Source organism: Gallaecimonas sp. GXIMD4217, from assembly GCF_038087665.1.
In the GTDB taxonomy this organism is placed as follows: Bacteria; Pseudomonadota; Gammaproteobacteria; order Enterobacterales; family Gallaecimonadaceae; genus Gallaecimonas.
Map to the genome: position 1 here is coordinate 2,157,963 of NZ_CP149925.1, position 24,801 is coordinate 2,182,763.

At 62.3% G+C, this 24,801-nt stretch carries 21 protein-coding genes; 14 read left to right on the forward strand and 7 right to left on the reverse strand.

The annotated features are described in order from the left end of the window. Positions 1-117 precede the first annotated feature (117 nt). Positions 118-4,413 carry an EAL domain-containing protein gene (locus WDB71_RS10585; RefSeq protein ID WP_341501556.1) on the forward strand — a complete coding sequence of 1,432 codons (4,296 nt, stop codon included), beginning with the start codon at positions 118-120 and terminating at the stop codon, positions 4,411-4,413. Positions 4,414-4,477: 64 nt separating this feature from the next. Beyond that, the gene (locus tag WDB71_RS10590; RefSeq protein ID WP_341501557.1) at positions 4,478-4,609 is read left to right on the forward strand and encodes a hypothetical protein; all 132 of its coding nucleotides are present in this window, start codon (positions 4,478-4,480) and stop codon (positions 4,607-4,609) included. 447 nt (positions 4,610-5,056) lie between these two features. Here the strand turns inward: WDB71_RS10590 and fadJ are convergent, their stop codons facing one another. Then, the gene (fadJ, locus tag WDB71_RS10595) at positions 5,057-7,213 is read right to left on the reverse strand and encodes a fatty acid oxidation complex subunit alpha FadJ (RefSeq protein WP_341501558.1); all 2,157 of its coding nucleotides are present in this window, start codon (positions 7,211-7,213) and stop codon (positions 5,057-5,059) included. Continuing rightward, on the reverse strand, positions 7,213-8,526 hold the full coding sequence (gene fadI / locus WDB71_RS10600; RefSeq protein WP_341501559.1) for an acetyl-CoA C-acyltransferase FadI: 1,314 nt from the start codon (positions 8,524-8,526) through the stop codon (positions 7,213-7,215). The genes fadJ and fadI overlap by 1 nt, the downstream gene beginning before the upstream one ends. 216 nt (positions 8,527-8,742) lie before the next feature. Between fadI and WDB71_RS10605 the strand changes: the two genes are divergently transcribed. The 6 genes from WDB71_RS10605 to WDB71_RS10630 are packed head-to-tail and all read left to right on the forward strand — an operon-like array spanning position 8,743 to position 15,321. Beyond that, positions 8,743-9,699: a MoxR family ATPase gene (locus tag WDB71_RS10605; protein WP_341501561.1), complete on the forward strand. Its 957-nt coding sequence runs from the start codon at positions 8,743-8,745 to the stop codon at positions 9,697-9,699. After that, complete coding sequence (locus WDB71_RS10610; RefSeq protein WP_341501562.1) at positions 9,690-10,631, forward strand: DUF58 domain-containing protein; 942 nt, start codon at positions 9,690-9,692, stop codon at positions 10,629-10,631. The genes WDB71_RS10605 and WDB71_RS10610 overlap by 10 nt, the downstream gene beginning before the upstream one ends. Continuing rightward, a complete protein-coding gene (locus WDB71_RS10615; RefSeq protein ID WP_341501563.1) occupies positions 10,625-11,083 on the forward strand; it encodes a DUF4381 domain-containing protein in 459 nt (152 codons plus the stop codon). The genes WDB71_RS10610 and WDB71_RS10615 overlap by 7 nt, the downstream gene beginning before the upstream one ends. Continuing rightward, the gene (locus WDB71_RS10620) at positions 11,076-12,047 is read left to right on the forward strand and encodes a VWA domain-containing protein (RefSeq protein ID WP_341501564.1); all 972 of its coding nucleotides are present in this window, start codon (positions 11,076-11,078) and stop codon (positions 12,045-12,047) included. Before WDB71_RS10615 ends, WDB71_RS10620 begins: the two co-directional genes overlap by 8 nt. Continuing rightward, the gene (locus WDB71_RS10625; RefSeq protein WP_341501565.1) at positions 12,044-13,741 is read left to right on the forward strand and encodes a VWA domain-containing protein; all 1,698 of its coding nucleotides are present in this window, start codon (positions 12,044-12,046) and stop codon (positions 13,739-13,741) included. Before WDB71_RS10620 ends, WDB71_RS10625 begins: the two co-directional genes overlap by 4 nt. Next, on the forward strand, positions 13,741-15,321 hold the full coding sequence (locus WDB71_RS10630; RefSeq protein WP_341501566.1) for a BatD family protein: 1,581 nt from the start codon (positions 13,741-13,743) through the stop codon (positions 15,319-15,321). Before WDB71_RS10625 ends, WDB71_RS10630 begins: the two co-directional genes overlap by 1 nt. Positions 15,322-15,504: 183 nt before the next feature. Here the strand turns inward: WDB71_RS10630 and asnA are convergent, their stop codons facing one another. Next, positions 15,505-16,470 (reverse strand): aspartate--ammonia ligase, encoded by a 966-nt coding sequence (gene asnA / locus WDB71_RS10635; protein WP_341501567.1) that lies wholly within the window; start codon positions 16,468-16,470, stop codon positions 15,505-15,507. Positions 16,471-16,613: 143 nt separating this feature from the next. On the opposite strand from asnA, the gene WDB71_RS10640 reads away from it, so the two are divergent. From WDB71_RS10640 to WDB71_RS10660, 5 genes are all read left to right on the forward strand, one after another. Next, positions 16,614-17,090 carry an Lrp/AsnC ligand binding domain-containing protein gene (locus WDB71_RS10640; protein WP_341501569.1) on the forward strand — a complete coding sequence of 159 codons (477 nt, stop codon included), beginning with the start codon at positions 16,614-16,616 and terminating at the stop codon, positions 17,088-17,090. 79 nt (positions 17,091-17,169) lie between these two features. Beyond that, complete coding sequence (locus WDB71_RS10645) at positions 17,170-17,679, forward strand: sigma-70 family RNA polymerase sigma factor (RefSeq protein WP_341501570.1); 510 nt, start codon at positions 17,170-17,172, stop codon at positions 17,677-17,679. After that, positions 17,676-18,395, forward strand: a complete 720-nt coding sequence (locus WDB71_RS10650) for a DUF3379 family protein (RefSeq protein ID WP_341501571.1) — start codon at positions 17,676-17,678, stop codon at positions 18,393-18,395. The genes WDB71_RS10645 and WDB71_RS10650 overlap by 4 nt, the downstream gene beginning before the upstream one ends. A 100-nt stretch (positions 18,396-18,495) precedes the next feature. Further along, the gene (gene putP / locus WDB71_RS10655) at positions 18,496-19,938 is read left to right on the forward strand and encodes a sodium/proline symporter PutP (RefSeq protein ID WP_341501572.1); all 1,443 of its coding nucleotides are present in this window, start codon (positions 18,496-18,498) and stop codon (positions 19,936-19,938) included. Between the two features lie 139 nt (positions 19,939-20,077). Then, the gene (locus WDB71_RS10660; protein ID WP_341501573.1) at positions 20,078-21,379 is read left to right on the forward strand and encodes an outer membrane protein transport protein; all 1,302 of its coding nucleotides are present in this window, start codon (positions 20,078-20,080) and stop codon (positions 21,377-21,379) included. Between the two features lie 40 nt (positions 21,380-21,419). On the opposite strand, the gene rssA is transcribed toward WDB71_RS10660, so the two are convergent. Next, positions 21,420-22,349, reverse strand: coding sequence for a patatin-like phospholipase RssA (gene rssA / locus WDB71_RS10665; RefSeq protein WP_341501574.1), 930 nt, complete (start codon positions 22,347-22,349; stop codon positions 21,420-21,422). A gap of 75 nt (positions 22,350-22,424) precedes the next feature. Beyond that, complete coding sequence (locus WDB71_RS10670; protein ID WP_341501575.1) at positions 22,425-23,420, reverse strand: hypothetical protein; 996 nt, start codon at positions 23,418-23,420, stop codon at positions 22,425-22,427. Positions 23,421-23,554: 134 nt separating this feature from the next. On the opposite strand from WDB71_RS10670, the gene WDB71_RS10675 reads away from it, so the two are divergent. Beyond that, positions 23,555-23,713, forward strand: a complete 159-nt coding sequence (locus WDB71_RS10675) for a hypothetical protein (RefSeq protein ID WP_341501576.1) — start codon at positions 23,555-23,557, stop codon at positions 23,711-23,713. Between the two features lie 28 nt (positions 23,714-23,741). On the opposite strand, the gene WDB71_RS10680 is transcribed toward WDB71_RS10675, so the two are convergent. Then, positions 23,742-24,059, reverse strand: coding sequence for a hypothetical protein (locus WDB71_RS10680; RefSeq protein ID WP_341501577.1), 318 nt, complete (start codon positions 24,057-24,059; stop codon positions 23,742-23,744). 79 nt (positions 24,060-24,138) lie between these two features. After that, complete coding sequence (locus WDB71_RS10685; protein ID WP_341501578.1) at positions 24,139-24,759, reverse strand: lysoplasmalogenase; 621 nt, start codon at positions 24,757-24,759, stop codon at positions 24,139-24,141. Positions 24,760-24,801: the final 42 nt, after the last annotated feature.

Genomic DNA, 24,801 nt, shown 5'->3' on the forward strand with positions numbered 1-24,801 from the left:
GTATTGTCAGACAGCTCGCAGAGATCCAGCCAGTCGCCGCAGCCGCCTTTGACACCCAGTTGGCGCCACGTTATAAGGGAGCAATAACAAATCAATAACCACCCACAGGCGACCAAAATGTCACCAAAGGTCAGCTGGTGCCTCAGGCTTGCACAACTTCCAGCTCTGCTGCTCATCCTTTCTTTCGCATTCTTTGCGCAAGCTGAAACCCAATACTATGAAGCCCAGCGAGTAGGCTTGGACGAGGGCCTGACTCAAGCAACTGTGTTCGATATCGAGCAGGATGATGAAGGTTATTACTGGCTGGCCACTTCCAATGGTTTGAACCGTTTTGATGGATACGATATCAAGACATTTTTCTCAGATGACGCTACTTTTCCATCAAAATCAAATCTAATCCGTAAGATCTTCATCGATTCCAAGAGCAATGTTTGGGTAGGTACACAAAGCGACTTGCTAGTTAGAAGAAAATCAGAGCAGATCTTCAAGCAGTTCAATAACATCTCTGGATCCCCTATTTGGCTTATTGATGAGGATAAAACAAACGAAAACCTCATCATCGGCTTTAATGACAGAATTGAAGTCTTCAAAGAATTTGACGATTCTAAGAAGCAGATCATTAGCATACCACGAGGGAAGTCCATAGCCTTCTCAAGAGAAAAAATATTAATCGGCACCCATGAAAAAGGACTATTTGAGTTAAGCCGAGATTACAAAGTGACCGAAAACACTGACCGTTTCGGACACAGAATCAATAGCATTCGTTACTACAATGGTGCTTTTTACATTGGTAGTGAACAGGGTTTATTCTTTCTTTCCAATGATACAGCAAAAAAGCTTGACGATTCCTACACAAAAGACATTTCCGCATCCGACGCAGGGATTTTTTTTGCAACAGAAAAGGGCCTATACCAGTATAGGCACGGAAAGAAATTCAAACTAAACAGTTTTAATACATGGTCATTGCATATTAACTCAGAATCTATTGTCTCTGGAACCCATACTGATGGCTTCATAAAATATAACGTTGTCCCCCTTGGGCTGGAAAACATTATCGATGCCATTCCTGGAAACTACATCCGCCATATTAGCTCTGATGGTAGAGGCAACCTCTTTTTTACTAGTGATAACGGCGTCTATTCAAGAGATGTTGAAAACACCCATTTTGAGACCTTAATACAGAATAAAGAGGCAAAAAAAACCTTTTCCATTGGTAAAGAGAGCATTTCAATATTCAATACTGGCGTTCTTTTAAAGAAAGAAAAAAAACCATCCCATTTCTACGAAACCAGATCGGGTGTCAATTTTGCCATATTCTCAAAGTCAACCTGGTGGTTGATTTGGCAAGATGGTGTTATTTCATCGTTTCCCACAAAAGAAGATCCTATTCAAGCCTGTTCGGCAGGATTTGTAAACAGTTCTCTAGCATTAGATAGCACTAGTATTCTTTATGCTGGTGACAGTGGCATCTGTAAAACAAACCTTACCACTAAGGAAAGCAACAAGCTTATTGCAGATGTCTGGATTAGAAAACTGGAAGTTGTCAATGACAAAATCATTGCCATCTCCAATCATGGTAGCATCTACCAAGTCAATGACTCAGAAGTAAGACATCTTGGCCAAATAACACTTAGCAAAGGTGAAGAAATACTTTCCATCGAGATTATTCAGAGCGAAAACATTTTCTACCTGGCTTCTGCAACCTCACTAGGAATAAGAGTTAACACACTGCGTGCTGATGAGAGTTGGACTGTAGACCTGGTTAGCTTTATCCCTATGAAAAATGGACCGCTAAAAGAGTATACTTCTCTTTCATCAACAACAGACGGAAATGGGAGAATCTATTTTGGTGGAATCAACGGTTACTCCGTTATTAATCCCACAGAATTTTCGAAAGAAAAGAAAAGCCACGAAGTAAAAATTACCAAGGTCAAGCTTTTTGATAATGAGCATGATGATCTTTTAAATTCAACACATGAAAAAAACCTCAGACTAAGGTATTCTGACTATCCTATATCTTTTACTCTTGCTGCACCCGGGCATCCTTCACCTGGAAATATTTCCTTTTACTATCAACTGTCTGATTATGGTGACAGGTGGTATAGTCTGGATAAAAAATCAAGAACCCTGACTCTCAGCAGATTAGAGCCTGGTGAACATGAACTACACTTCATGGCAAAAGACCATAACGATTTCATCGTCGGCAGACTAGATGGTCTTTTGCTCGAAGTCGCCCCCCCTTGGTGGAAATCAACTGCTGCCTATTCTATCTATATCTCTATTATTTCACTTTTTGCCCTTCACATACTGAACATTATCCGTATTAGAAGGCAGCAACATTTAAAGGTAATTGAAAGTGAAGAGCGCCTGAAACTTGCACTGTGGGGCAGTGGCGACGAACTCTGGGACTGGGATATCAGGGAAGGGAAGATCTACCGGTCCAATATGTGGGAATCACTGGAACTCCCTGAGGATGGACTTCGACACGGTGCCACTAGCGATAACAGCAACATCCATAGGAATGACATAGACCGAGTCAAGCACGCACTCAACTCCTGCTTTGTGGGGGACAGCGACAGCTTCGAAGTGACTTACAGGGTCAAGGGACACGATGACCAGTGGATCTGGATCCTGGATAGGGGAAAGGTCGTCGAATACAACGACTACGGCGCCCCTCTGCGTATGACAGGGACACTGAAGAATATCTCTCAACTCAAGAAGGCAGAAGAGAAACTCAAGTTGTTCGCCAAGAGCTTTGAAAACATCTCGGACGCCGTCTGTGTCCTGACTGCTGACTTCGTGGTGGTGGAAACCAACACGGCCTTTACCGATATTACCGGCTACACAAGAGAGACTGTCATCAACAAGCCCTGGAAATTCTCACTCTACAGCGAGCCCTTTACTGCCCAGATATTGAATGGCCTGCAGAAACACGGCCGTTGGCATGATGAGTTGGAAGCCGAGAGGGCGAATGGTGATATCTACCCCATCGAGATCACCATCGACACCATTCGCGACGAAGATGAAAAAACAACCCATTTTGTCGCCGTCTTTTCTGATATTTCTGAACGAAAGGAACGTGAGCGAGAGCTGGAAAGGCTGACCAACACCGACACCCTGACCAACCTGCCCAACCGCAGCTACTTCATGACCATGCTGGAGAGCCTGGTCAGGCGTCAAAAAGCTTTTTCACTGTTGATCCTGGATATCAACAACTTCAAGCAGATCAATGACTCCTTGGGCCACCAGAGCGGTGACCAGATGCTGGTCGAAGTCGCGGAGCGCCTGCAATATGTGCTGGGTGAGTCCCATACCCTCTACCGGCTTGGCGGCGACGAGTTCGCCATCCTCGTCGAGCAGCCCCCCCGCCTGGAGGATGCTACCCGCTTGTCCCGTTCTCTGCACCGACAGCTCTACGCGCCTTTCTATCTCAAGGGGCAGGAAGTGAACGTCGGCTGTTCCATAGGCGCCGTCTTCTATCCGGAAGATGGTGAAACACCGGAGACCCTGCTCAGAAATGCCGACGCCGCCATGTACCATGCCAAACAGGTCGGTGGAGAGAGTTGTCAGTTCTTCTCCAGCTCCATGAACGAACAGGCCCTGGCCAGGCTGGCCTTGGAAAGCCGTATCCGCCGCGCCATCAGGGATGGCGCCTTTGAACTCCACTACCAGGCCAAGGCGGATACCGAGTCATCGCGCATTTGCGGCGTGGAAGCCCTGTTGCGACTGAGTGATGGTAAGGGCGGCTACATATCCCCGGCCGAGTTCATTCCTGTTGCCGAGGAAAGCGGCCTCATCGTCGACATCGGTGCCTGGGTGTTGCGGGCCGCCTCTGAGCAGGTCAGGCATTGGTACGATGCCGGCATCTTCCGAGGCCGTATCGCCGTCAATCTGTCAGCAAAGCAATTCAAGCAGGGGGATCTTGTCGAACGCATCGATGAAATCCTGGATGAAACCGGCCTGCCGGCCCACCTCCTCGAGCTGGAAATAACGGAAGGTACCATGATGGAAGATCCGACCCGGGCCGTTTCCGTCATGAACCGCCTGCGTGAGCGGGGCATCACCCTGGCCATGGACGATTTCGGTACCGGCTACTCGTCCCTGTCACATCTGCGACAATTTCCCGTCACCACCGTCAAGATTGACCGTTCATTCATCCGGGAATTGACGCCGGAGAATGCCAGCAAGAGCCTGACCGCCGCCATCATGTCGCTGGCGGAAAACCTGGATCTGTCCGTGGTCGCGGAAGGGGTGGAAACGGAAGAGCAGCTGCAGGCTCTGAAAGATCTGCACTGCAAGCAGGTACAGGGTTTCCTGTTCAGTCGCCCCGTACCGGCTTTGGACTTTGAACGGCTATTGACCACAAGGGAGGGATTTCTGGGGACCGCACAAATCATTTCAATAACGAAATAATTGGCACGCGCTTTGTATTAATCAGGTTGGACATTTGGACCAACTGTTAAAAAGGAATAAGAAAATGCTGAACATTGCCCTCATCACCGCACTGCTGAACCTGCTTGGCGTACAGAGCGCTCCCGAAGCTCAGACCATGGCCGCTCCTGCCGGTGCCGGTGAAACCGTCGCCATCGAAGAAGGCGTAGCCATCTAATATTATGACAGCCCTAGTGAAAGCCTGGCTCAACAAACGACGCAAGCGTCGTGTCCGGCTGCCGTCAGGGCTGGAGACACTGACCGTGACCCCAGCCCGAAAATGGTGGTCCTAAAAAAGGCGCCCTAGGGCGCCTTTTTCTTATGCTCGCAGTATGACTCCCCCGAAGCCGCAAACCCTGCGCCACCACAGGCGTTTCTGAATGCTCATCAGCGGCCAGGCCAGGGGGCCCAGTAGAAAGCCCATCAATGCCCAGTAGCGCGGCCTAATGCCCCCCTTCCATGCTTCCACATAGAACCAGCAGGCACAGATCACACTGACAACCAACAACCAGGGCATTCGACTTTCCTCTTACTGCAAGGGCGCGGCATCCTACCATGCAGTCGATATTTTGACCAAACAAAAAGGAGGCCCATGCCTCCTTTTTGACGCTGCGTCACTATCTCGTCAGTCGTGATAGAAGCGCTCACCCTGCTCGGCCATGGTCTTGAGCAGTTCACAAGGCGCGAAACGGCTGCCATGCTGACTCTCAAGCTGTGCCAGCTTGGCTACCACGGCCTTGACGCCCAGCTTGTCCATATAACGGAAGGGACCGCCCTGGAAGGGCGGGAAACCGATACCGAAGATGGCGCCGATGTCGCCGTCCCGGGCGTTGCGGATGATGCCCTCCTCCAGGCAGCGTGCCGACTCGTTGAGCATCTGCATCATGGCCCGCTCGGCAATGGCCTCCAGCTCCAGCTTGCCGGCCGGGCTGATCCCCAATACCCGGTAAACGCTCTCGTCCACCGGCTTCTTCGGAGCCTTCTTGAGCGGATTCCAGGACTTGGGCAGGTTCTTGTACTGGTAGATACCCTTCTGGCTCTTCTTGCCCTTGCGGCCATCGGCCAGCAGCTTGTCGAAGGCGGCCGGCGCCTTGAAGCGCTCACCCAGTTCCTGTTCCAGGATGGGGGCGATCTTGGCACCCACGTCGATGCCCACTTCGTCCAGCAGGGTCATGGGGCCCACCGGCATGCCGAACTGGGTCAACGCCTTGTCCAGCTTCTCCACCGGCTCCCCTTCCATCAGCAGGAAGGCGGCCTCGTTCATGTACAGGCCCAGGATACGGTTGACGTAGAAACCGGCGCCGTCCTTGACCACGATGGGCGTCTTGCCCTGGCGACGGGCAAAGGCCACGGTATCGGCGATGGTCTGCTCTGAGGTCTTGTCGTGGGCGATGATCTCCACCAGGGGCATCTTGTCCACGGGTGAGAAATAATGCAGACCGATGACGTTCTCCGGCCGCTTTGCCCCTTCGGCGATCTGGGTGATCGGCAGCGACGAGGTGTTGGTGGCAAAGATGGTCTCGGGGCGGCAATGGCTTTCCACGTCCTTGACCATCTGACGCTTGAGCTCCAGATCCTCGAACACCGCCTCGATCACGATGTCGGCATCGTGGAAGCCCCGGTACTGAGTATCGCCGGTCAGCATCATCATCTGCTTCTGCATCTCGGCCTTGAGCATATGGCGGCGCCTGACCTTCTTGTTGAGCAGATCATAGCTGTACTTGAGCGCGTGGCTGATGCCCTGGTGGCCGATGTCCTTGATACGGGCCGGCACCCCGGCCTTGTTGACGGTCACATGGGCGATGCCGCCACCCATCAGGCCACCGCCCAGCACGGCCGCCTTGGCCACCTGGCGCGGCTCCACGCCCTCGGCGCCGGTTTCCTTCTTCATCTCGGTGGTGGCGAAGAAGATACCGCGCAGCTGCTTGCTTTCGGGGGTCATCACCAGCTCACCGAAGTGCCTGGCTTCCAGGGCCAGGCCCTCGGCCATGCCGCTGCTCATGCCGACCCGTACGCAATCGAGGATCTTCAGGGGTGCCGGGTAATGGCCCTTGGTCTTCTTCAGCACCTGCTTGCGGGCCTGATCGAAAAGGATGTTGCGGCCGGCGCCATTGCCTTCCAGCAGCTTGGCCACCACGCCCTGCTGGGGGCCCTCGCGGTCGGGCTTGCCGGCCTGGGCCAGCTTGACGGCGGCCTCGACCAGGATGCTCCTGGGCACCACTTCGTCCACCAGGCCGGCCTTCTTGGCCTGCTTGGCGCGCAGCTGCTTGCCGGTCAGCATCATGTCCAGGGCCTTCTGGATCCCCACCAGGCGCGGCAGGCGCTGGGTACCACCTGAGCCCGGCAGCAGGCCCAGCTGGACCTCGGGCAGGCCCAGGGCGGTCTTGGCATCGTCGGAGCAGATCCGGGCATGGCAAGCCATGGCCAGCTCCAGGCCGCCGCCCAGGCAGGGACCGTGAATGGCCGCCACCAGCGGCATCTTCAGGCCTTCCAGCTCGGCGCAGATGGCATGGCCCTGCTTGGACAGCGCCTCGGCGTCGGCGGCGCTCTGGCAGGCGTCCAGCATGCCGATGTCGGCGCCGGCAATGAAGGAGTCCGCCTTGCCGGACACCAGCACCAGGCCCTTGACCTGGGGATCGTGCTTGATCTCGGCAAGAATGGCGCCGATCTCGTCGGCAAATTCCGCCTTCAGGGTGTTCATGGACTCGCCCGGCACATCCATGGTGATGATGCCGATGCCGTCTTCCCGAAGCTCGAGGCTAAAGGTCTTTTGTTCGCTCATTATTCTGTCTCCACTACCATGGCTGCGCCCAGGCCGCCGGCGGCGCAGGCGGTGGTCAGGCCCAGGCCGCCGCCGCGGCGTTTCAGCTCGTGCAGGGTCTGGGTGATCATGCGGGTACCGGTGGCGGCAAAGGGATGGCCGTAGGCGATGGAGCCGCCCAGCACGTTGAACTTGTCCATGTCGATCTCGCCGATGGCCTTGCTGCGACCCAGCTTTTCCTGGGCGAATCTGTCGGAGGCGAACATCTTGACGTTGGCCAGGGTCTGGGCGGCAAAGGCCTCGTGCATGTCGATCAGGGTCAGATCGGACAGGCTAAGGCCGGCCCTATCCAGCGCCAGGGGGGTGGCATAGCTGGGGCCCATCAGCATGTCTTCCCAGACGTCGATGGCGGCAAAGGCATAGGAGCGGATGTAACCCAAAGGCTGGTAGCCCAGCTCCTTGGCCCGGCTCTCCCGCATCAGCACCACGGCGGAGGCGCCGTCGGTCAGGGGCGTGGCGTTGGCGGCGGTGACGGTGCCGTGCTTGCGGTCGAACACCGGACGCAGCTTGGCGTAGCTGGCCAGCTCGGAGTTTTCCCGCACATTGTTGTCCTTGTCCAGGAAGCCCTTGTAGGGTTCGGCGTGGGCGGTCATCACCTCGTCGGTGAGCAGCCCCTCGGCCCAGGCCTTGGCGGCCAGGCTATGGGAGCGGTGGGCCAGCTCGTCTTGGGCGGCGCGGCTGATGCCATGGCTCTTGGCCATCTGCTCGGCGGTCTGGCCCATGGACAGGCCTGTGGTGTATTCGGCCACCGCCGGCGGTACCGGCGCCAGATCCTTGAGCTTCAGTCGCTTGAAGATGTTGAACTTCTGGCCAAAGGTCTTGGCCTTGGTCAGATCCACCAGGGCCCGGGCCAGGTTCTTGGACACGCCTATGGGCAGCACCGAGGAGGAGTCGGCACCACCGGCCACGCCCACGTCGACGGTACCGGAGATGATGGATTCGGCGACATTGGCCACGGACTGGAAGGAGGTGGCGCAGGCCCTAGACACGCTGTAGGCATCGGTGTGCACGTTCATGCCGGTGCCGAGCACGATCTCCCGGGCGATGTTGGGCGCTTCCGGCATCTGCACCACCTGGCCGAAGACCAGTTGATCGATGACCTTGGGGTCCAGCTCCATCCGCTGGATCAGCTCGTTGACCACCATCTTGCCCAGATCCAGCGCCGGCACACCGTGGTAGTAGGTGGCCTGGCGGGCAAAGGGCGTACGCAGACCGGCGACAACGGCGATACGCTCGCCGCCGTGGGTCTTGAGTTGCTGGGTTCTTGCCGTCATCCCTATCCTCTTCTTCTCTGCTATCTGTGCGCTGCACAGAGGTCTGACCTCTAAAGGCCCGATTGTAACGACTCCCTCACAAAATGAAAACGCTTCCCTGGTCGGGCCGTTGTTCCGTCAAGGCATCCGAGCGGCCGGCGCTGGTTAAGGCGCTGTAGATTTACGCGCCTTTTTTCGTTACAACGGGGGCTTCGAAAGAGAATAATCATAAAATCCATGACACGCGCCGCCTTCACTCGACTACGCAGCCACCTGGACAAGCAGGTGGTGGGACAACAGCAACTCACCGAGAAACTGCTCATCGCCCTGTTGGCCGACGGCCACCTGATCGTCGAAGGCCCACCGGGCCTGGCCAAGACAAGGGCCATCAAGGCGGTGGCCCAGGGCATCGAAGGGGACTTCCACCGGGTCCAGTTCACCCCGGATCTGCTGCCGGCGGATCTGACCGGCACCGACATCTACCGCCCCGAAACCGGCGAGTTCAGTTTCCAGTCCGGGCCCCTGTTCCACAACCTGCTGCTGGCGGACGAGATCAACAGAGCCCCGGCCAAGGTACAGTCCGCCCTGCTGGAAGCCATGGCCGAGGGCCAGATCACCGTCGGCAAGACCAGCTACCCGCTGCCGAAGCTGTTCCTGGTCATGGCCACCCAGAACCCCCTGGAGCAGGAAGGCACCTACCCCCTGCCCGAGGCCCAGCTGGACCGCTTCCTGATGCACGTGGAGGTGGACTACCCGGACGCCCAGACCGAGCTGGCCATACTGCGCCTCAACCGCCAGGAAGCCATCGAGGACAGCCCGGTCACCATAGAGCCCATCGGCCAGGACGACATCTTCAAGGCCCGCCGGGAGATCTTCCACCTGCACCTGAGCGACGCCGTGGAGCAGTACATCATCGCCCTGACCATGGCCACCCGGGATCCCGCCCAGGTTGACGAGGAGCTGGCCGGCTGGCTGGCCTACGGCGCCAGCCCCAGGGCCACCTCGGCCCTGGAGCGCTGTGCCCGGGCCCGGGCCTGGCTGGCCGGCCGTGACTTCGTCACTCCAGACGACGTCCAGGCCCTGGTACCCAACGTGCTGCGCCACCGCCTGCTGCTCTCCTACCAGGCCGAAGCCAGTGGCATCACCATGGACCAGGTCATCGATCGCATCCTGACCCGCGTGCCATGTCCGTAGCCAGCCAGTTACCGCCGGGCGCCGACGGCATCGGCCTGTGCCTGGAAGAGCTGACCCCCTACCGGCGCCTGGCCGGCCAGCTGACCCTCAAGCCCAGGAGCGGCAACCTCGGCCACCAGGCCGGTCACCATGTGGCCCGCGCCAAGGGCCGGGGCATGGAGTTCGACGAGGTGCGCCAGTACCAGGTCGGTGACGATGTGCGCACCATCGACTGGCGGGTCACGGCCCGCTCCGGCAAGCCCCATACCAAGCTGTTCCAGGAGGAGCGGGAAAGGCCAGTGCTGCTGCTCACCGATCTGGGGGCCAGCATGCAGTTCGGCACCCGGCTGCTGTTCAAGGCGGTCCAGGCCGCCCACCTCAGCGCCCTGCTGGCCTGGCACGTGGCCGAGCGCGGCGACCGCATCGGCGCCCTGATCGGCGACGGCCGCCAGCTGCGCGAGCTCAAGCCCAAGGCCCGCCAGCAGGGGGTGCTGGCCATACTGCACGGCCTGGTGGAAATGCAAAACCAGGCCCCGGCCCTGGCCGACGGCCTGGCCAGCCCCCTCAACGACCTGCTGCGCCGGGCCCTCAAGCAGGCGCCGCCGGGCAGCCAGCTGTGGGTGCTGTCGGACTTCAGCGGCTGGAGCGACGAAAGTCAGTGGTTACTGTCAAGGCTCCACAAGCACGCCGAGGTGGCCTGCTTCATGGTCACCGATCCCCTGGAGCTTGCCCTCCCCCAAAGCCGGCTGCCGCTGTCGCTGCCGGTGACCTCCAGTCAGGGCGACGGCCTGCTCAGCATCGGCAACCCCCGCTTTCGCCAGCAATACCAGCAGGCCAACACCAAGGCGATGGCCGCCCTGCGCGACACCCTCCGCTCCCTGGATATCCGTTTTGCTTCCCTGGGCGCCCACCACGCCCTGGAAGCGCAACTGGACAAGCTGCACCTATGTTGAGCCAACTACGCGACATTCATGAGCCCGCCCTGCCCTCGGCCTGGCCCTGGGCCCCGGGTTGGTGGTTACTGCTGCTGGCGGCCCTGGCCGGCGCCGCCTGGCTGGCCTGGCGCTGGTGGCAAAGACACCGGAAGGTGGCCGCCTACCAGCGACTGCTGACCAGCATCGAGGCCCTGGGTAACGGCGACAGCTTCCTGGCCGAATTCAACATGCTGCTCAAGGAGGCCGCCTGCCACTATGACGGCAAGGCCCAGGTGGCCGCCCTCAGCGGCGCTGACTGGACCCGCTACCTGGCGTCGGCCACCGCCGTCACGCCGCCGGCCCGCGATGCCCTGGAAATGCTGGAAGCCGGCCCCTACGCCCCCAGCTACCCTATCCGCTTTGAATACTTCCGGGATCTCAAGGCCTATGCCGTCGCCTGGATCAAGGCCAAGGAGGGGCTGGATGCTTGAGTGGCTGAATCCCTGGGCACTGCTGTTGCTGCCCCTGCCGCTGCTGTGGCGCTGGCTGCCCCATTACCGGAAACCCAAGCTGCAGCGGCTGCTGGTGCCCGGCCAGGTGGCCAGGGGCGCCCTGGCCGAGGAGAGCGGCAGCGACGGCCGCGTCCAGTCACCGCTCTGGCTGTGGCCCGTCTGGCTACTGCTGCTGGCCGCCCTGGCCAGGCCCATCTGGGTCGGCGAGCCCCTGACCCTGCCCGACAACCGCCGCGAGATGATGCTGCTGGTGGATCTGTCCGGCTCCATGAAGCAGCAGGACATGCACCTGGAGGGCAGGCCCATCAGCCGGCTCCAGGCCGCCAAGCTGGTGCTGGCCGACTTCATCCGCCAGCGCCAGGGCGACCGCCTGGGCCTGGTGCTCTTTGGCGACCACGCCTATGTGCAGGCTCCCCTCAGCCATGACCTGGACACCATCGCCACCCTGCTGGGGGAGGCCGAATGGGGCCTGGCCGGCAACAGGACCGCCATCGGCGAAGCGGTCGGCATGGCCGCCAAGCGCCTCAAGGACAGGAGCACCCCGGACAAGGTGGCCATATTGCTCACCGACGGCCAGAACACCGCCGGCGACATCAGTCCACAGCAGGGGCTGCAGGCGGCCCGCCAGCTGGGGCTGACCCTCTATACCATAGGTTTCGGCACCGACTATCAGGAAAAGAAGACCCCCTTCGGCACCATCAAGGTGCCCAACGATGACCCACCGGACGAGGCCCTGCTCAGGCAGCTGGCCGACAGCACCGGCGGCCGCTATTTCCGGGCCCAGGATCTGGAAACCCTGGAGGCCATCTATGACGAGCTCAACCGCCTCGAGCCCATCAGCGACAACCAGCAGGTGCTCAGGCCCCGCAAGGACGTCTTCGCCTGGCCCCTGGCCTTGGCGCTGCTGCTGAGCCTGGCCCTGGCACTGTGGAGGCTCAGATGAACGAATTCCTCTGGCTGAGGCCCTGGTGGCTGCTGGCGCTGCTGCCGGCAGCCATGCTGCTGTGGCTGTGCTGGCAGAAGAGTCCCAGCGGCTCGGCCTGGCAGAAGATCCTGCCGCCCCACCTGGCCGCGCGGCTGCTGGTGGGTGAGCGCGGCGGCCAGCGGCGCTGGTCGCTGGTGGGGCTGGGCCTGGCCTGGCTGCTGGCGGTGCTGGCCCTGGCCGGCCCCAGCTGGCAGCAGACGCCCCTGCCCCTCTATGAACTCAAGGGCGGCCGGGTACTGGTGATGGACATGTCCCTGTCCATGCGCGCCACCGACTGGCAGCCGGACCGGCTGACCCAGGCCAGGTTCAAGGCCATCGATCTGCTGCGCGGTATCCGCGAGGGCGAGACCGGCCTGGTGGCCTATGCCGGCGATGCCTTCGTCATAGCCCCCCTGACCAAGGACAACAACACCCTGGAGCACCTGGTGCGCTCCCTGAGCCCGGAGATCATGCCGGCCCAGGGCTCCAGGGCCGACCTTGGCATCGCCCAGGCCAAGGCACTGCTCAGCGGCGCCGGCTACCAGAGCGGCGACATCATCCTGTTCACGGACGGGCTGAGCGACAGGGAAAGGGAGGCCATCCACGCCCTGGAGCTGGGCAACTACCGGCTTTTGGCCCTGGCCTTCGGCACCCCGGAAGGGGCGCCGGTCAGAAAGCTCAGCGGCGAGCTGCTCAAGGACGCCGACGGCCAGGTGGTGCTGCCGAAGCTGGCGCTGGAGCAACTCTGCCCCGTGGTGACCGGACCCTGCATCCGCGCCGGCAGCGACGACCTGGATCTGGGCCTGCTGCTGCAGCCGCCCACCGAAGACGGCGAGGAAAGCATTGAGCGCCGGCTGATGCCCGACGACGGTGGCCGCTACCTGCTCTGGCTGCTGCTGCCGCTGTGCTGGCTGGCCTTTCGCCGTGGCCTGATGGTGGTGGCCCTGGTGCTGGTGCTGCCGCTGCCAAGCCCGGCGGCCACCCTCTGGCAGAACGACAACCAACAGGCCCACGGCCAGTACCAGCTCGGCCGCTACGAGCAGGCCGCCGGGGCCTTTGCCGATGCCAGGTGGCAGGCCGCCGCGCTCTATCGCGCCGAGCAGTACCGGGCGGCCGCCGAGATCTGGGCCCAATTCGACGAGGCCGACGGCCATTACAACAGGGGCAACGCTCTGGCCTTGGCCGGCGAGCTGGAAGCAGCCAAGGCCGCCTACCAGGCCGCCCTCGGGCTTCAGCCCGACCATGAAGACGCCGAATACAACCTCAGGCTCCTGGAGCAACAACAGCAACAACAAAACCAGGGTGCTCAGCAGGAGCAGCAGCAGAGCCAGTCCGACCAGGACAGCCAGGCCGAGCCGCAGCCCGATACTCCCGACAACAAGATTCCCGAAGACGGCGAACAGACCGAGCAGCCGCAGTCCCAAAGCCAGCGGCCCGAGCAGGGCCAGCAGCCGGAGCAGCAGCCCCAGGGCGCCGACAACCAGGGAGACGACAGGGCCAGCCGCCAGGGTGGCCGCGAGGCCGAGGGCGGTGGCGACGACCAGCCCCTGGCCCTGAGCACCGAGGCGGTGCTGGACGCCGTCAACGACGATCCCGGCCACCTCCTCCAGGAAAAAATGCGCCGTGCCTACGAGGCCCGGCAACAGCGGCAAACGGAAGAAGAACAATGGTAATGCGCACATGCCTGCTGCTGGCGGCCCTGCTGGCCAGCCTGTCGACCCTGGCCGCCAGCAAGGTCACCGCCAATCTGGACAGGACCCGGATCCCGATCAACGAGTCCGTGGTCCTGGAAATCGAGGCAGACGACAACCTGCCCGGCAGCGCCTTGGATCTCAGCCCCCTGGAAGCGGACTTCCAGGTGGGCCGCAGCACCCTGTCCCGGGCGGCCCGCCTCAGCGGCAACGGCATGCAGGAGATCACCCGCTGGCGCATCAACCTGACCCCCAGGCGCAGGGGCAAGCTGCTGGTGCCCTCCCTGACCGTCGCCGAACTGGTCACGGCCCCCATCAAGCTGGAGGTGGTGGCCAAGGACGCCGCCAAGGCCCCGGATCTGCTGCTGCAGGTGGAAACCAGCAGCGACACCGCCTACGTGGGGGCGCAGCTGGGCTACACGGTGCGGCTGCTGGTGGCCCGGGATCTCAAGTCCGGCCAGCTATCGGCCCCGGCCATGGCCAACGCCGAGCTGCGCATGCTGGGCAAGGAAACCGAAAGCCAGACCACCCACCGGGGCCGCAACTACAAGGTCTTCACCCGGGAATACGCCATCTTCCCCCACCAGGCCGGCACCGCCCTGATCGAAGGCCCGGTATTCGAGGGCGAACTGTTCGAACAGGACGCCCGCGGCTTCTACCAGACCCGCGAGGTCAGCAAGGTGGCCCCGCCCACCCAGGTGGTGGTCAAGGCGGCTCCGGCCGGCAACCAGCCCTGGCTGCCGGCCCTGGAGCTGCAGCTGGAGGAGCGCTGGTCCAAGGATCCCGGCCAGTGGCAGGTGGGCGAGCCCATCACCCGCACCCTGGTGCTGACCGCCAAGGGCACCCAGGCCTCGGCGCTGCCGCCCCTGGATTTTCAGAGCCCGGCCGGCTTCAAGCGCTACCCGGATGAGAACCAACGCGATTCCTTCTTCAAGGATGGCTGGCTCCATGCCCAGCAGCTGCTGTCCATCGCCCTGGTGCCCACCCAGGCCGGCGAGCTGGTGCTGCCGGCCGTGGACGTGACCTGGTTCGATATCCAGAGCGGCGACTACAAGACCCAGCGGCTGCCCGAGCAGGTGCTGACCATTGCCCCCGGCCAGGAGGCCGAGGCCCTGGTGGCCGACAAGCCCGAGGTGGTGGCAAGCACCGACGCCGGCTTCTGGCCCTGGCTGAGCGCCTTGCTGGCGATGGGTTGGGCCGGCTCCGGCTACATGGTGCTGCGTGGACGCCGCCAGGCGCTGGCGCAGCAGCAGGCCGAGGACGACAGCCCGGGCTGGCTTTCCCTGCGCCACGCCCTGCTCTCCCACGATGCCGACCGCGCCGCCCAGGCGCTGCTGTCCTGGGCCAGGGACAGGTACCAGATCCATTCCCTGGAGGCCCTGGCCGAGCACCTGGACAGCCAGGCCCTGGGCCAGGCCATGGCCGAGCTGCAACGGCACCGCTTCGACCGCCAAAAGAGCGGCTGGGATGGCCGGCGCATCCTCGACGCCCTGAGCGAGGCCAGGAAGAAAAAGCCCGCCCCCCTGCCGGGGGACGGGCTCTATGCGCACCTGAAACTGTAAGCCCTCCTTGACTTGCGGGGGACGGGCTCCAGGCGCACCTGAAACTGTAAGCCCTCCTTACTTGCGGGGGACGGGCTCCATGCCCACCTGAAGCTGTAAGCCCTCCTTATTTTGCGGGGGCGGGCTCCATGCCTACCTGAAGCTGTAAGCCTCGACAGGCCCGCCCTGGCGGGCCTGGCCTTTTCAGGCCACCGCCTCCAGCCCGGCCGCCAGGGCAATGCGTGGCGCCTGGGTCTGCTCGATATGCTCCAGCCCCAGCAGCGCCATGGCCAGGCGGCCCTGGCCTATGCCGCCGCCCACCGTCTGCGGCAGGGCGCCGGCCATCAGCGCCCGGTGCCAGGGGCTGGCGGGCACCCCGGCCTCGCCGAACTGGCGCGCCATGGCCTCGGCATCGACGCGGATGCCCATGGACGACAGCTCCAGGGCCCGGCCCAGGGGCGGGTGCCAGATCAGGATGTCGCCGTTCAGGCCGCCGCCCAGCTCGGTATGGCTGCTCCAGTCGTCATAGTCCGGGGCCCTGTCGTCGTGGGGCCGGCCGTCGCCCAGCTCGCCGCCGATACCGATCAGAAATACCGCCCCCAGCTCCCGGCAGATGGCGTCCTCCCGCGCCTTGGCGCTGAGCCCGGGATAGCGGCGGCGCAGCGCCTCGCTGCACACGAAGTGGATATGCTGTGGCAGCCGAGGCTCATGGCCGAGCCGGTCGCTGAGTTCGAGATCCACCTCGCGAAAAGCGCCGTAGATGGCCTCCACCCTGGCCCTGAGTCCCGCCAGGCTGCGCTCGTCCTGGTGGATCACCTGCTCCCAGTCCCATTGCTCCACCAGCAGGCTGTGCAGGGGGCCGGTGCTGGCCTCGTCGGCGCGTATGGCCTTCATGTCGGTGATCAGGCCCTGGCCGGCCTCGAATGCCAGCTGGCCCAGGGCGGCCCGCTTCCACTTGGCCAGGGAGTGGACCACCTGGTATTCCCGCTCCGGTGCTTCCTTGGGGCAAAAGGCCACCGGTCGCTCGGTGCCGCTCAGGCCGTCCTGCATGCCGGAGTCGCCCTCCAGGAACAGGGGTGCCTGGACGGGAGTCAGCCGCAGGGCCCGGCACAGGGCCTGTTGGGTGAGGGACTTGACGAGGTGCAGTTGCTGTTGGTGTTGCTGGCTCATGGCTCTCTCCTGTGCGTTTTTTATAAAACTACAGGCGATGGCGGGACTTTTTAAACAGCTTGAAAGAGAGAATTGATAGTGCGATAAGAAATAAAAAATGAAACGGCAAATTTAGATTGGTTTCCAAAATCGAGAGCCTGAATATGAGCGCAGACTTTCAGATCGACAAGCTGGACAAGGCCATACTGGAGCTGCTGATCCAGGACGCCCGCATCTCCTACCAGGAAATCGCCCGCCGCCTGGACGTCAGCGGCCCCACAATCCATATCCGCATCAACAAGATGCGCTACGCCGGCGTCATCACCGGCACCCGCATGGATGTCAACGTGGCCCTGTTGGGCTACAGCGTCTGCGCCTTTGTCGGCATCAACCTGATCAACGCCAGGGATTACCCCAGGGTATTGGCCAAGCTCGAGAAGCTGCCCCAGGTGGTGGAGGCCCACTACACCACCGGCCAGTATTCCATCTTTGCCAAGGTCCAGCTCAAGTCCACCCGGGATCTGCACCTGTTCCTGGTGGAAGGGCTCCAGGCCATCCCCCAGATCCAGTCCACCGAGACCTTTATCTCCCTGGACACCCCCATCGACAGGCCGCTGCCCATGGACGTGCTGCTGGAGTAACGCAATAATCAGGGCTATCGACGCTAGGGGTCCCATTTTGCAGCGAAAGGAATTTCTCAAGGCGCCGGTCCCTAGGGGCATGGCGACTAAACAACGACGATTCGAAGCCCTGGTGGCCGCCCTGCACGGCGACCTCTACCGGTACGGGCTTTGGCTGACCAACGACGCATCGGTATCGGAAGATCTGGTGCAGGAAACCTTCCTCAGGGCATGGAAGTCATTGGACTCCCTGAAAGACGAGAAGGCCGCCAAGGCGTGGCTGATCACCATCCTCAGGCGCGAAAACGCCCGCCGTTTCGAGCGCAAGCGGTTCGACATGAGCGAGTATGACGAGGCCAGGGTCGAAGACACCACCAGCACCGGCCAGGAGGGGCAGTTCTCGCAGCTGGAGTTGCGCCGGCAGATCAGCCGCCTGGAGGCGGAATACCGGGAACCGCTGGTACTGCAGGTGCTTTTTGGCTACAGCGGGGAAGAAATCGCCCAGATGCTGGATCTCAATAAGAACACCGTGATGACCCGCTTGTTCCGCGCCCGGAACAAGCTCAAGGAGGCTCTCAATGAGCCCCAGGCAGAGAAGAGAGTGCGATGATGAACGATCTGGAATTCAGGCGAGCGGTCTATGAAGATCCCAACAACCTGGGCCCCGAAGCCCAGGCCGTTGCCGACAGTTCAGACGCCAATCGCCATTTCGTCAACGAGATACAGGAGCTGGACAAGGCCCTGGCCGGCGCCATGGCGGTGGAGGTACCGCCCAACCTGGCCGACCGCATCCTGCTCAACCAGACCCTGGGTGAATTCGAGCGCCGCCAGCAAAGGCGCAGCCGCTGGCAGCTGGCCATTGCCGCCTCCCTGGCCTTCGTGGTCGGTGGCCTGATGACCTTCATGGGCCTCAACCGCAGCCCCCTGGGCTACGGCGGCCACGCCCTGGCCCATGTCTACCACGAGGCCGGCATGCTGGATCAGGTGGACGAAAACGTGACCCTGGCCGCCTTCAACAAGAAGCTGGCCAGTTACGGCGCCAGGCTCACCGGCGACATAGGCCATATCTATTTCGCCAACCATTGCGACTTCCAGGGGGTTCGCGGCCTGCACGCCATCATCCAGGGCGAACAGGGCCGGATCACCGTGTTCGTGATTTCGGACAAGGTCCGCACCGGCAATGAGCAGGCCCATTTCGCCGACCACCGCTTCGACGGCCTGGCCGAGAAGCTGGGCAGTCACCAGGTGATCTTCATCGGCGAAAAGGGGGAGCCCCTGGACAAGTTCGAACGGCGCTTCAAGGAGCAACTGCAGCGGCAAATCTGATATCTTGCCCCCATAAGCGCATCGGCCTTGGGTCGATGCGCTTTTCTGTTACTATCCTGTTGCAAAAGCACACAATGACAACGACATAAAGGAGTTTGATGTGCCTATCATCATCACCTTCCTGGCCTATCTGCTGCTGCTGCTGAGCCTGGGGCTGCTGGCCTACAGGAAAACGGACGACTTCTCGGACTATGTCCTCGGCGGCCGCAAGATGGGACCGGCCGTCACCGCCCTTTCCGCCGGGGCCTCCGACATGAGCGGCTGGCTGCTGCTGGGCCTGCCCGGCGCCGTCTACCTGTCCGGCATTTCGGAGATCTGGCTGGGCCTGGGCCTGGTGATCGGGGCCTATATCAACTGGCTGCTCATCGCCAAGCGGCTGCGCATCTATACCTACCACACCGATGACGCCCTGACCCTGCCCGACTTCCTTGGCAAGCGCTTCGGCGAGAAGAGCCAGGGCATCCGCGCCATTTCCGCCCTGACCATACTGCTGTTCTTCACCTTCTACACCTCCGCCGGCCTGGTGGGGGGCGCCAAGCTGTTCGAACAGGTCTTCGAGCTGCCCTACTACTGGGCGCTGGTCATTGGCGGCGGCGTCATCGTCTCCTACACCTTCGTGGGCGGCTTCTTCGCGGTATGCTGGACCGATTTCTTCCAGGGCCTGTTGATGCTGCTGGCGCTGCTGCTGGTGCCGGCCGTGGTGCTGTCCAGCCTGGGCGGCGCCGGCCAGGTGGAGCAGGATCTGGCCAGCCTGCATCCGGAGCTGCTGGACGTCTGGCACGGCGCCAGCCTGGTGGGCATCGTCTCCCTGCTGGCCTGGGGCCTGGGCTATTTCGGCCAGCCCCACATCCTGGCCCGCTTCATGGCCATCGAGAGCCCCCAGGCGGTGCCCAGCTCCCGCCGCATCGCCATGGGCTGGATGGTGCTGGCCCTGGTCGGTGCCGTACTGACCGGCCTGGCCGGCCGCCTCTACTTCGAAGGCAGCCCCCTGGAGGACGCCGAAACGGTGTTCATCTTCCTGTCCCAAGCGCTGTTCAGCCCCTGGGTGGCCGGCATCATAGTGGCGGCCATACTGTCCGCCATCATGTCCACCGTCGATTCCCAGCTGCTGATCTGCTCCTCGGTGTTGACCGACGACATCTACAAGCCCTGGCTGCGTCCCAAGGCCTCGGACAAGGAGCTGATGTGGGTGGGCCGTTTCGGGGTGCTGGCCGTGGCCGTGGTGGCCATGGTCATCGCCGCCAACCCGGAAAGCACCGTGCTGGAGCTGGTCGGTTACGCCTGGGCCGGCTTCGGTTCCGCCTTCGGCCCTGTGGTGATCCTGAGCCTGTTCTGGCGCCGCTTCAACCTGGCCGGCGCCCTGGCCACCATCATCACCGGCGCCCTGGTGGTGGTGCTCTGGCCCATGCTCGGCACCGAGCTGTACGAAATGGTGCCCGGCTTCGGCCTGGCGTTGCTGGCCGGCATCGTCGCCAGCCTGATCACCCCCGCGCCCAGCGCACAGGTGCAACAGACCTTCGACGAGGTCAGGGCCCAGCTCTAGGGACACCGCGCCACCACTCAGCGCAAAAGGCGTACACTTGTACGCCTTTTCTATTTCATTTCCATGACGTTCTGCTACCATCGCGCGCAGGTCTGCTGAGCGGACCCTCTAACAAGTTGCGCTAATAGAGATAATACCGATGCAGTTCTTCAGAAAATCACTTCTTGCCAGCACCCTGCTTTCCCTTTGCGGTGGCGCCTATGCCGCCGGCTTCCAGGTCACCGAACATTCCGCCGCCGGCCTCGGCCGCGCCAATGCCGGTGACGGCGTCCTCGCCGAAGACGCCTCGGTACTCGCCGCCAACCCGGCCGCCATGACCCTGATCGACAAGCCCACCTTCTCCGCCATGGGCGCCTACATCATGCCGGACATCAAGGTGGAGGGTACCCACACCAATGCCCTGCATCCCCAGGGCGTTGAGGCCAAGAAGACGGATGTGGCCCCCAATGCCTTCGTACCGGCCATGTACTTCGTGCTGCCCCTGAACGAGGGCTGGACCCTGGGCCTGGGCGGTTTCGGCAACTTCGGCCTCAAGACCCAGTACAACAGCGACTTCCAGGCCGCGGCCCTGGCCGACGAGTCCGATCTGATCACCGCCAACTTCAACGCCAGTCTGGCCTATGAGGTGGACCAGAGCCTGTCCCTGGGCTTTGGCGTCAACGCCGTCTACGCCGAGGCCACCCTGACCACCACGGCCCCGGACGGTACCCTGGTACCGGGCGCCCTGCTGGGCCTGCCGCTTCCCGCCGTCGACCTGTCCGGCCAGAACATCTCCAAGCTCGAAGGCGACGACTGGGGCTACGGCTGGAACCTGGGTGTGCTGTACAGCGTCACTCCCGATACCCGCCTCGGCCTGAGCTACCGCTCCAGCGTCGACCTGCACGTCACAGGCGACATCTCCTCCGAGCTGCTGGCCAGCAAGGCCGGCGGTTTCGTGGACGTGGAGCTGCCGGCCCTGTGGGAGCTGGCCGCCAGCCACAGCTTCGACGACCGGCTGGCCGTGCACGGCTCCGTGTTCCGGGTCCAGTGGTCCAGCTTCGAGCGCCTGACCGCCCGTTTCAACGACGGTACCGTCGCCTCCAACGTGGAAGAGCAGTGGAACGACGTCTGGCGCTTCGCCCTGGGCACCAGCTACCAGCTCAGCGACAGCCTGGTGCTGCGCGCCGGGATCCAGTATGACGAGAGCCCGGTCGACGACCAGCACCGCACCCTGCGCATCCCGGATTCCAGCCGCACCTGGTACAGCCTGGGCCTGGGCTACCGCCTCGACAACAACTGGGATATCGACTTCGGCTACGCCTACCTGGACTCCAAGAAGAAGGAGATCCACGAGGCCTCCGAAACCGGCAACGCCACCATCGACGCCCTGGTCGGCCGCTTCGACGGCAAGATGTCCGGCGACGCCCACATCCTTGCCCTGCAGGCCAACTACCGCTTCTAAGTTGTCTTGATCAAAAAAGGCGGCCAACAGGCCGCCTTTTTCATGCCTCCTTGGCCTCGGGCCCCTGTCCGGTGGCCACCCCCAGGTACTGGAGCTCGGCCAGGATGTAGTCGGCCATGCGCTGCACGCAGGCCTCCCCTTCGGCGATGGCCTCGCCGGCCCGGTAGAATTCCATGATGTTGATGTCGGAAAGCCGCGGCTTGAGCTCCACTTCGGGTGGATCGCCGGCCAGGCGAGCCCGGGTGATGCGCTCCTGCATGATGTTGATGGCGCCGCTCATCACGTTCCACATGGACGGCAGCTCCTCCCGGTCGTCCTTGCCTTCGGGCCTGAGCTTGTTGAACCACTGGCGGAAATAGCCGGCGTCCTCCACCACTTCCTCCTCCACCTCGGTGGGGATATGGCCGGGCACGTCACCGGTGAGGTTGACGGCGATGACCACGTCGGCGCCCATGGCCCGGCACAGGGAAACCGGCACCGGGTTGACCACGGCGCCGTCCACCAGCAGGTGGCCATTGTGGCGCACGGGCACGAACAGCCCCGGCATGCCGCAGGAGGCCCTGATGGCCTGGGTCACATCGCCCTCCTGGAGCCAGATCTCCCGGCCCGAATCCAGGTCGGTGGCCACGGCGGCAAAGGGGATGGGCAGATCGCGGATATCCCTGTCCTGCATGCGGCCACGCACCACGTTGAAGACCTTTTCGCCGTGGAAGAGGCCGCGGCCATTGAGGCTGGGATCCAGCAGCGACATCACCTCCAGGCGGCTGAAGCCGCGCACCCAGCCCTCCATCTGGTCAAGGTGGCCGGCGCAGTAGGCCGCCCCCACCAGGGAGCCGACGGAACAGCCGGCAACGATGTCGGGACGGATCCCCAGCGCCTCCAGGGCCTTGATCACGCCGATGTGGGCCCAGCCCTTGGCCGCACCACTGCCCAGGGCCAATCCCAGCTTGGGCCTCTGCTCTGCCGTCATGGAAGCTCTCCTCTACTTTCCCGTACTGCCTACAACAACGTTAACAGTCCTGGCGCCGTCGGCCAAACCGGCTTGCTAGAGCCGAAAGCCGGCCAGGTTGAGGGGGCGACAGCGCCGGGAGGACAGGCGAACCGTCCTGGCGTTGAGGCAGACCAGATCCTCGCCTTCGGCCACCATCAGCGCGCCACCGGCATGGACGGTACTGCCCAGGGCCCGGGTAATGCGCACGTCCTGGCTGGACATCACCAGGCTGCCGCTGCCCAGGGCGCCGTCACGTTCGATAAAGACATCCTTGTTGGCGACGATGACGGCACCATTGGCCTCCTCCACGGCCAGATCGCCAAGGGCGATGACGGTCGCGAAGTTGAGCTGCTCGATATGGACATCGCCGGTGAAGATCACCACCGCGTGCTCCACCAGGGCCACCTCGTCATCGTCGGAAAGCAGCACCAGGTTGCCGGACACCCGCTCCAGCTCCGCCACCTGGTGCAGGGACCGGCTGCGGTTGCTGGGCAGTTGCGGCAGGGGCCGCTTGAGGTAGCTCGGCAGCTGGCTGACCTTGGCCGCCAGCGCCTCCACCAGGGCCAGATCCGCCCGCCAGCGCAGCGGCCTGACCAGGGCCCTGGGCAGGGGATCGCCCTTGGACACGGCGATGAGCTCGGCGCCGAGCTGCCGGTCCCCCACCGATTGGGAAAAACGCCGGGCACTGGCCTGCCCCACCCAGAGCGGCGCCCCCAGGCGTGCTTCCATCTCGGCCACCCTGGCCCTGAGTTCGGCCAGCCTGGCCCGGTAACGCTCGCCCAGGCACCGCGCCCGCTGCCGGTCCATATCGGCCGGCGAGACAAAGCAGCTGGCCTGGAGCCGGCTCAGCCAGCCCTGCTGGGAGTTCTGCAGGGCCGCCCTTTCCCGGTCGGGATAATGGGCCATCATGCTCTGGTACAGCTCGAAGACCTGCCGTTCCAGCGGCAGCGCCGCGTCTTGTGCATAAAGGCTGGCGGACAGGCCAAATACCCACAGCAGGGACATGACAAGGCGCCCCACCGGGCGCTTCCAGCCCTTCACATAGAGCATTAACTCCACTCCAATTACATGATAAGGAAAGGAAATTCTTCGGATGATAACAGGGTCACAGATTTATCCCATAGCCTTTAGAGGGTTCGCTACACTGGACTATGCTCAGGAGATGTCACACGGAGGATGCGTAGATGATCGACAGCAACAACGGGCCTGATCGCCGTCTGGCCCAACGCCGGATATTGGCGGACAGGCGCCAGGAGATCCGCTGGGAGCCCGACAAGCCTGACCGTCGCCAGGGGCTCGGACGCCGCAAGGAAGACGGGGAACGCGCCTATTGGAACCTGTGAGCAAAGAGCCCGGCCAATGCCGGGCTTCTTATTGGGCTTGCCGCTTCAGCTTCTCCAGCTCCAGCTGTACCTTCAGCAGCTCCTTGAGACGTTCGGCAAGCTGAGCGTTGAGACGGTCCTTGTCACGAAGCCGGGCCTGGCAGTCGCGCAACAGGTGGCCCTGTTGTGCCAGCTCCCGCTGCCACTGCCCCCGCTGTTCACCTTGTGCCGCCAGCGCCTGCTCGCGCTCGGCCAACTGCCGCGCCAGCCGACGACGGCGAAGGCCTCCCAGGAGCCACAACCCCAACCAGAGCAGCTGCACCACAACCAGGGCCACCGGCGCCCAGGCCGGCAATAACGCCATCATGCTGTATTCCTTAAAGAAACCATGGCGCCAGTGTAGCTGGCCCAGGCTGAGCAAAGCCTGACAGACTTGCCGGCGACGATCAGGCCAGGGACAGCACCAGCAGCCACTGGGCCGCGAAGTAAGTGGCCATGATCACTGCCTGGGCCGCCGGGAAGGGGCGACGGAACTTGTCCAGGGCCAGGGTGGTGTCCGAGGCCATGAACACCAGGGCCCCGGCGAAGGCCAGCAGGGCGCCGTCATTTTGCTGCACCAGCCAGCGCTCGCCCGCGGTCCAGGCCATGGCCAGGATCACCAGCACATAGACACTGACCGGCACCTTCAGCTCCCTGAGATGGGGCCACAGCAGCGCCAGCACGCCGGCGCCAGCGGCCCCCAGCAACAGCAACAGCGCCGGGGTGAAGGCCAGTCCGTCCACGGCGAAGGCCACCACATAGCAGACATGGGCCAGCAGGAAGCTCACCAGGCCGGGAATGAACCTGTCCTTGGGCAGCATCAGGAACACATCCCCCACCAGGGACAGGCCCAGGCCCGCCAGCAGCCACTGGCCATAGTGGCTGTCCAGGGCGCCCAGCTGCCAGGCCATGGCCAGCATCACCAGCATGGTGCCCGGCTTGGTTACATAGAACAGCCACCTGGGGCCGCGATAGCAGCTGCCGATATGCACCAGGCCACCGCCCAGCGCCAAAGATGAAAGTAGCATCCCTTCTCCCCGATCTAATGTGTAGATAAACCGCTATACCAT

What these genes read in the sequence shown, in the direction of transcription:
- WDB71_RS10585 (WP_341501556.1), top strand. Translation starts at nt 118, where the DNA reads ATGTCACCAAAGGTCAGCTGGTGCCTCAGGCTTGCACAACTTCCAGCT.
- WDB71_RS10590 (WP_341501557.1), top strand. Translation starts at nt 4,478, where the DNA reads ATGCTGAACATTGCCCTCATCACCGCACTGCTGAACCTGCTTGGCGTA.
- fadJ (WP_341501558.1), bottom strand. Translation starts at nt 7,213, where the DNA reads ATGAGCGAACAAAAGACCTTTAGCCTCGAGCTTCGGGAAGACGGCATC.
- fadI (WP_341501559.1), bottom strand. Translation starts at nt 8,526, where the DNA reads ATGACGGCAAGAACCCAGCAACTCAAGACCCACGGCGGCGAGCGTATC.
- WDB71_RS10605 (WP_341501561.1), top strand. Translation starts at nt 8,743, where the DNA reads ATGACACGCGCCGCCTTCACTCGACTACGCAGCCACCTGGACAAGCAG.
- WDB71_RS10610 (WP_341501562.1), top strand. Translation starts at nt 9,690, where the DNA reads ATGTCCGTAGCCAGCCAGTTACCGCCGGGCGCCGACGGCATCGGCCTG.
- WDB71_RS10615 (WP_341501563.1), top strand. Translation starts at nt 10,625, where the DNA reads ATGTTGAGCCAACTACGCGACATTCATGAGCCCGCCCTGCCCTCGGCC.
- WDB71_RS10620 (WP_341501564.1), top strand. Translation starts at nt 11,076, where the DNA reads ATGCTTGAGTGGCTGAATCCCTGGGCACTGCTGTTGCTGCCCCTGCCG.
- WDB71_RS10625 (WP_341501565.1), top strand. Translation starts at nt 12,044, where the DNA reads ATGAACGAATTCCTCTGGCTGAGGCCCTGGTGGCTGCTGGCGCTGCTG.
- WDB71_RS10630 (WP_341501566.1), top strand. Translation starts at nt 13,741, where the DNA reads ATGCGCACATGCCTGCTGCTGGCGGCCCTGCTGGCCAGCCTGTCGACC.
- asnA (WP_341501567.1), bottom strand. Translation starts at nt 16,470, where the DNA reads ATGAGCCAGCAACACCAACAGCAACTGCACCTCGTCAAGTCCCTCACC.
- WDB71_RS10640 (WP_341501569.1), top strand. Translation starts at nt 16,614, where the DNA reads ATGAGCGCAGACTTTCAGATCGACAAGCTGGACAAGGCCATACTGGAG.
- WDB71_RS10645 (WP_341501570.1), top strand. Translation starts at nt 17,170, where the DNA reads ATGGCGACTAAACAACGACGATTCGAAGCCCTGGTGGCCGCCCTGCAC.
- WDB71_RS10650 (WP_341501571.1), top strand. Translation starts at nt 17,676, where the DNA reads ATGATGAACGATCTGGAATTCAGGCGAGCGGTCTATGAAGATCCCAAC.
- WDB71_RS10660 (WP_341501573.1), top strand. Translation starts at nt 20,078, where the DNA reads ATGCAGTTCTTCAGAAAATCACTTCTTGCCAGCACCCTGCTTTCCCTT.
- rssA (WP_341501574.1), bottom strand. Translation starts at nt 22,349, where the DNA reads ATGACGGCAGAGCAGAGGCCCAAGCTGGGATTGGCCCTGGGCAGTGGT.
- WDB71_RS10670 (WP_341501575.1), bottom strand. Translation starts at nt 23,420, where the DNA reads ATGCTCTATGTGAAGGGCTGGAAGCGCCCGGTGGGGCGCCTTGTCATG.
- WDB71_RS10675 (WP_341501576.1), top strand. Translation starts at nt 23,555, where the DNA reads ATGATCGACAGCAACAACGGGCCTGATCGCCGTCTGGCCCAACGCCGG.
- WDB71_RS10680 (WP_341501577.1), bottom strand. Translation starts at nt 24,059, where the DNA reads ATGATGGCGTTATTGCCGGCCTGGGCGCCGGTGGCCCTGGTTGTGGTG.
- WDB71_RS10685 (WP_341501578.1), bottom strand. Translation starts at nt 24,759, where the DNA reads ATGCTACTTTCATCTTTGGCGCTGGGCGGTGGCCTGGTGCATATCGGC.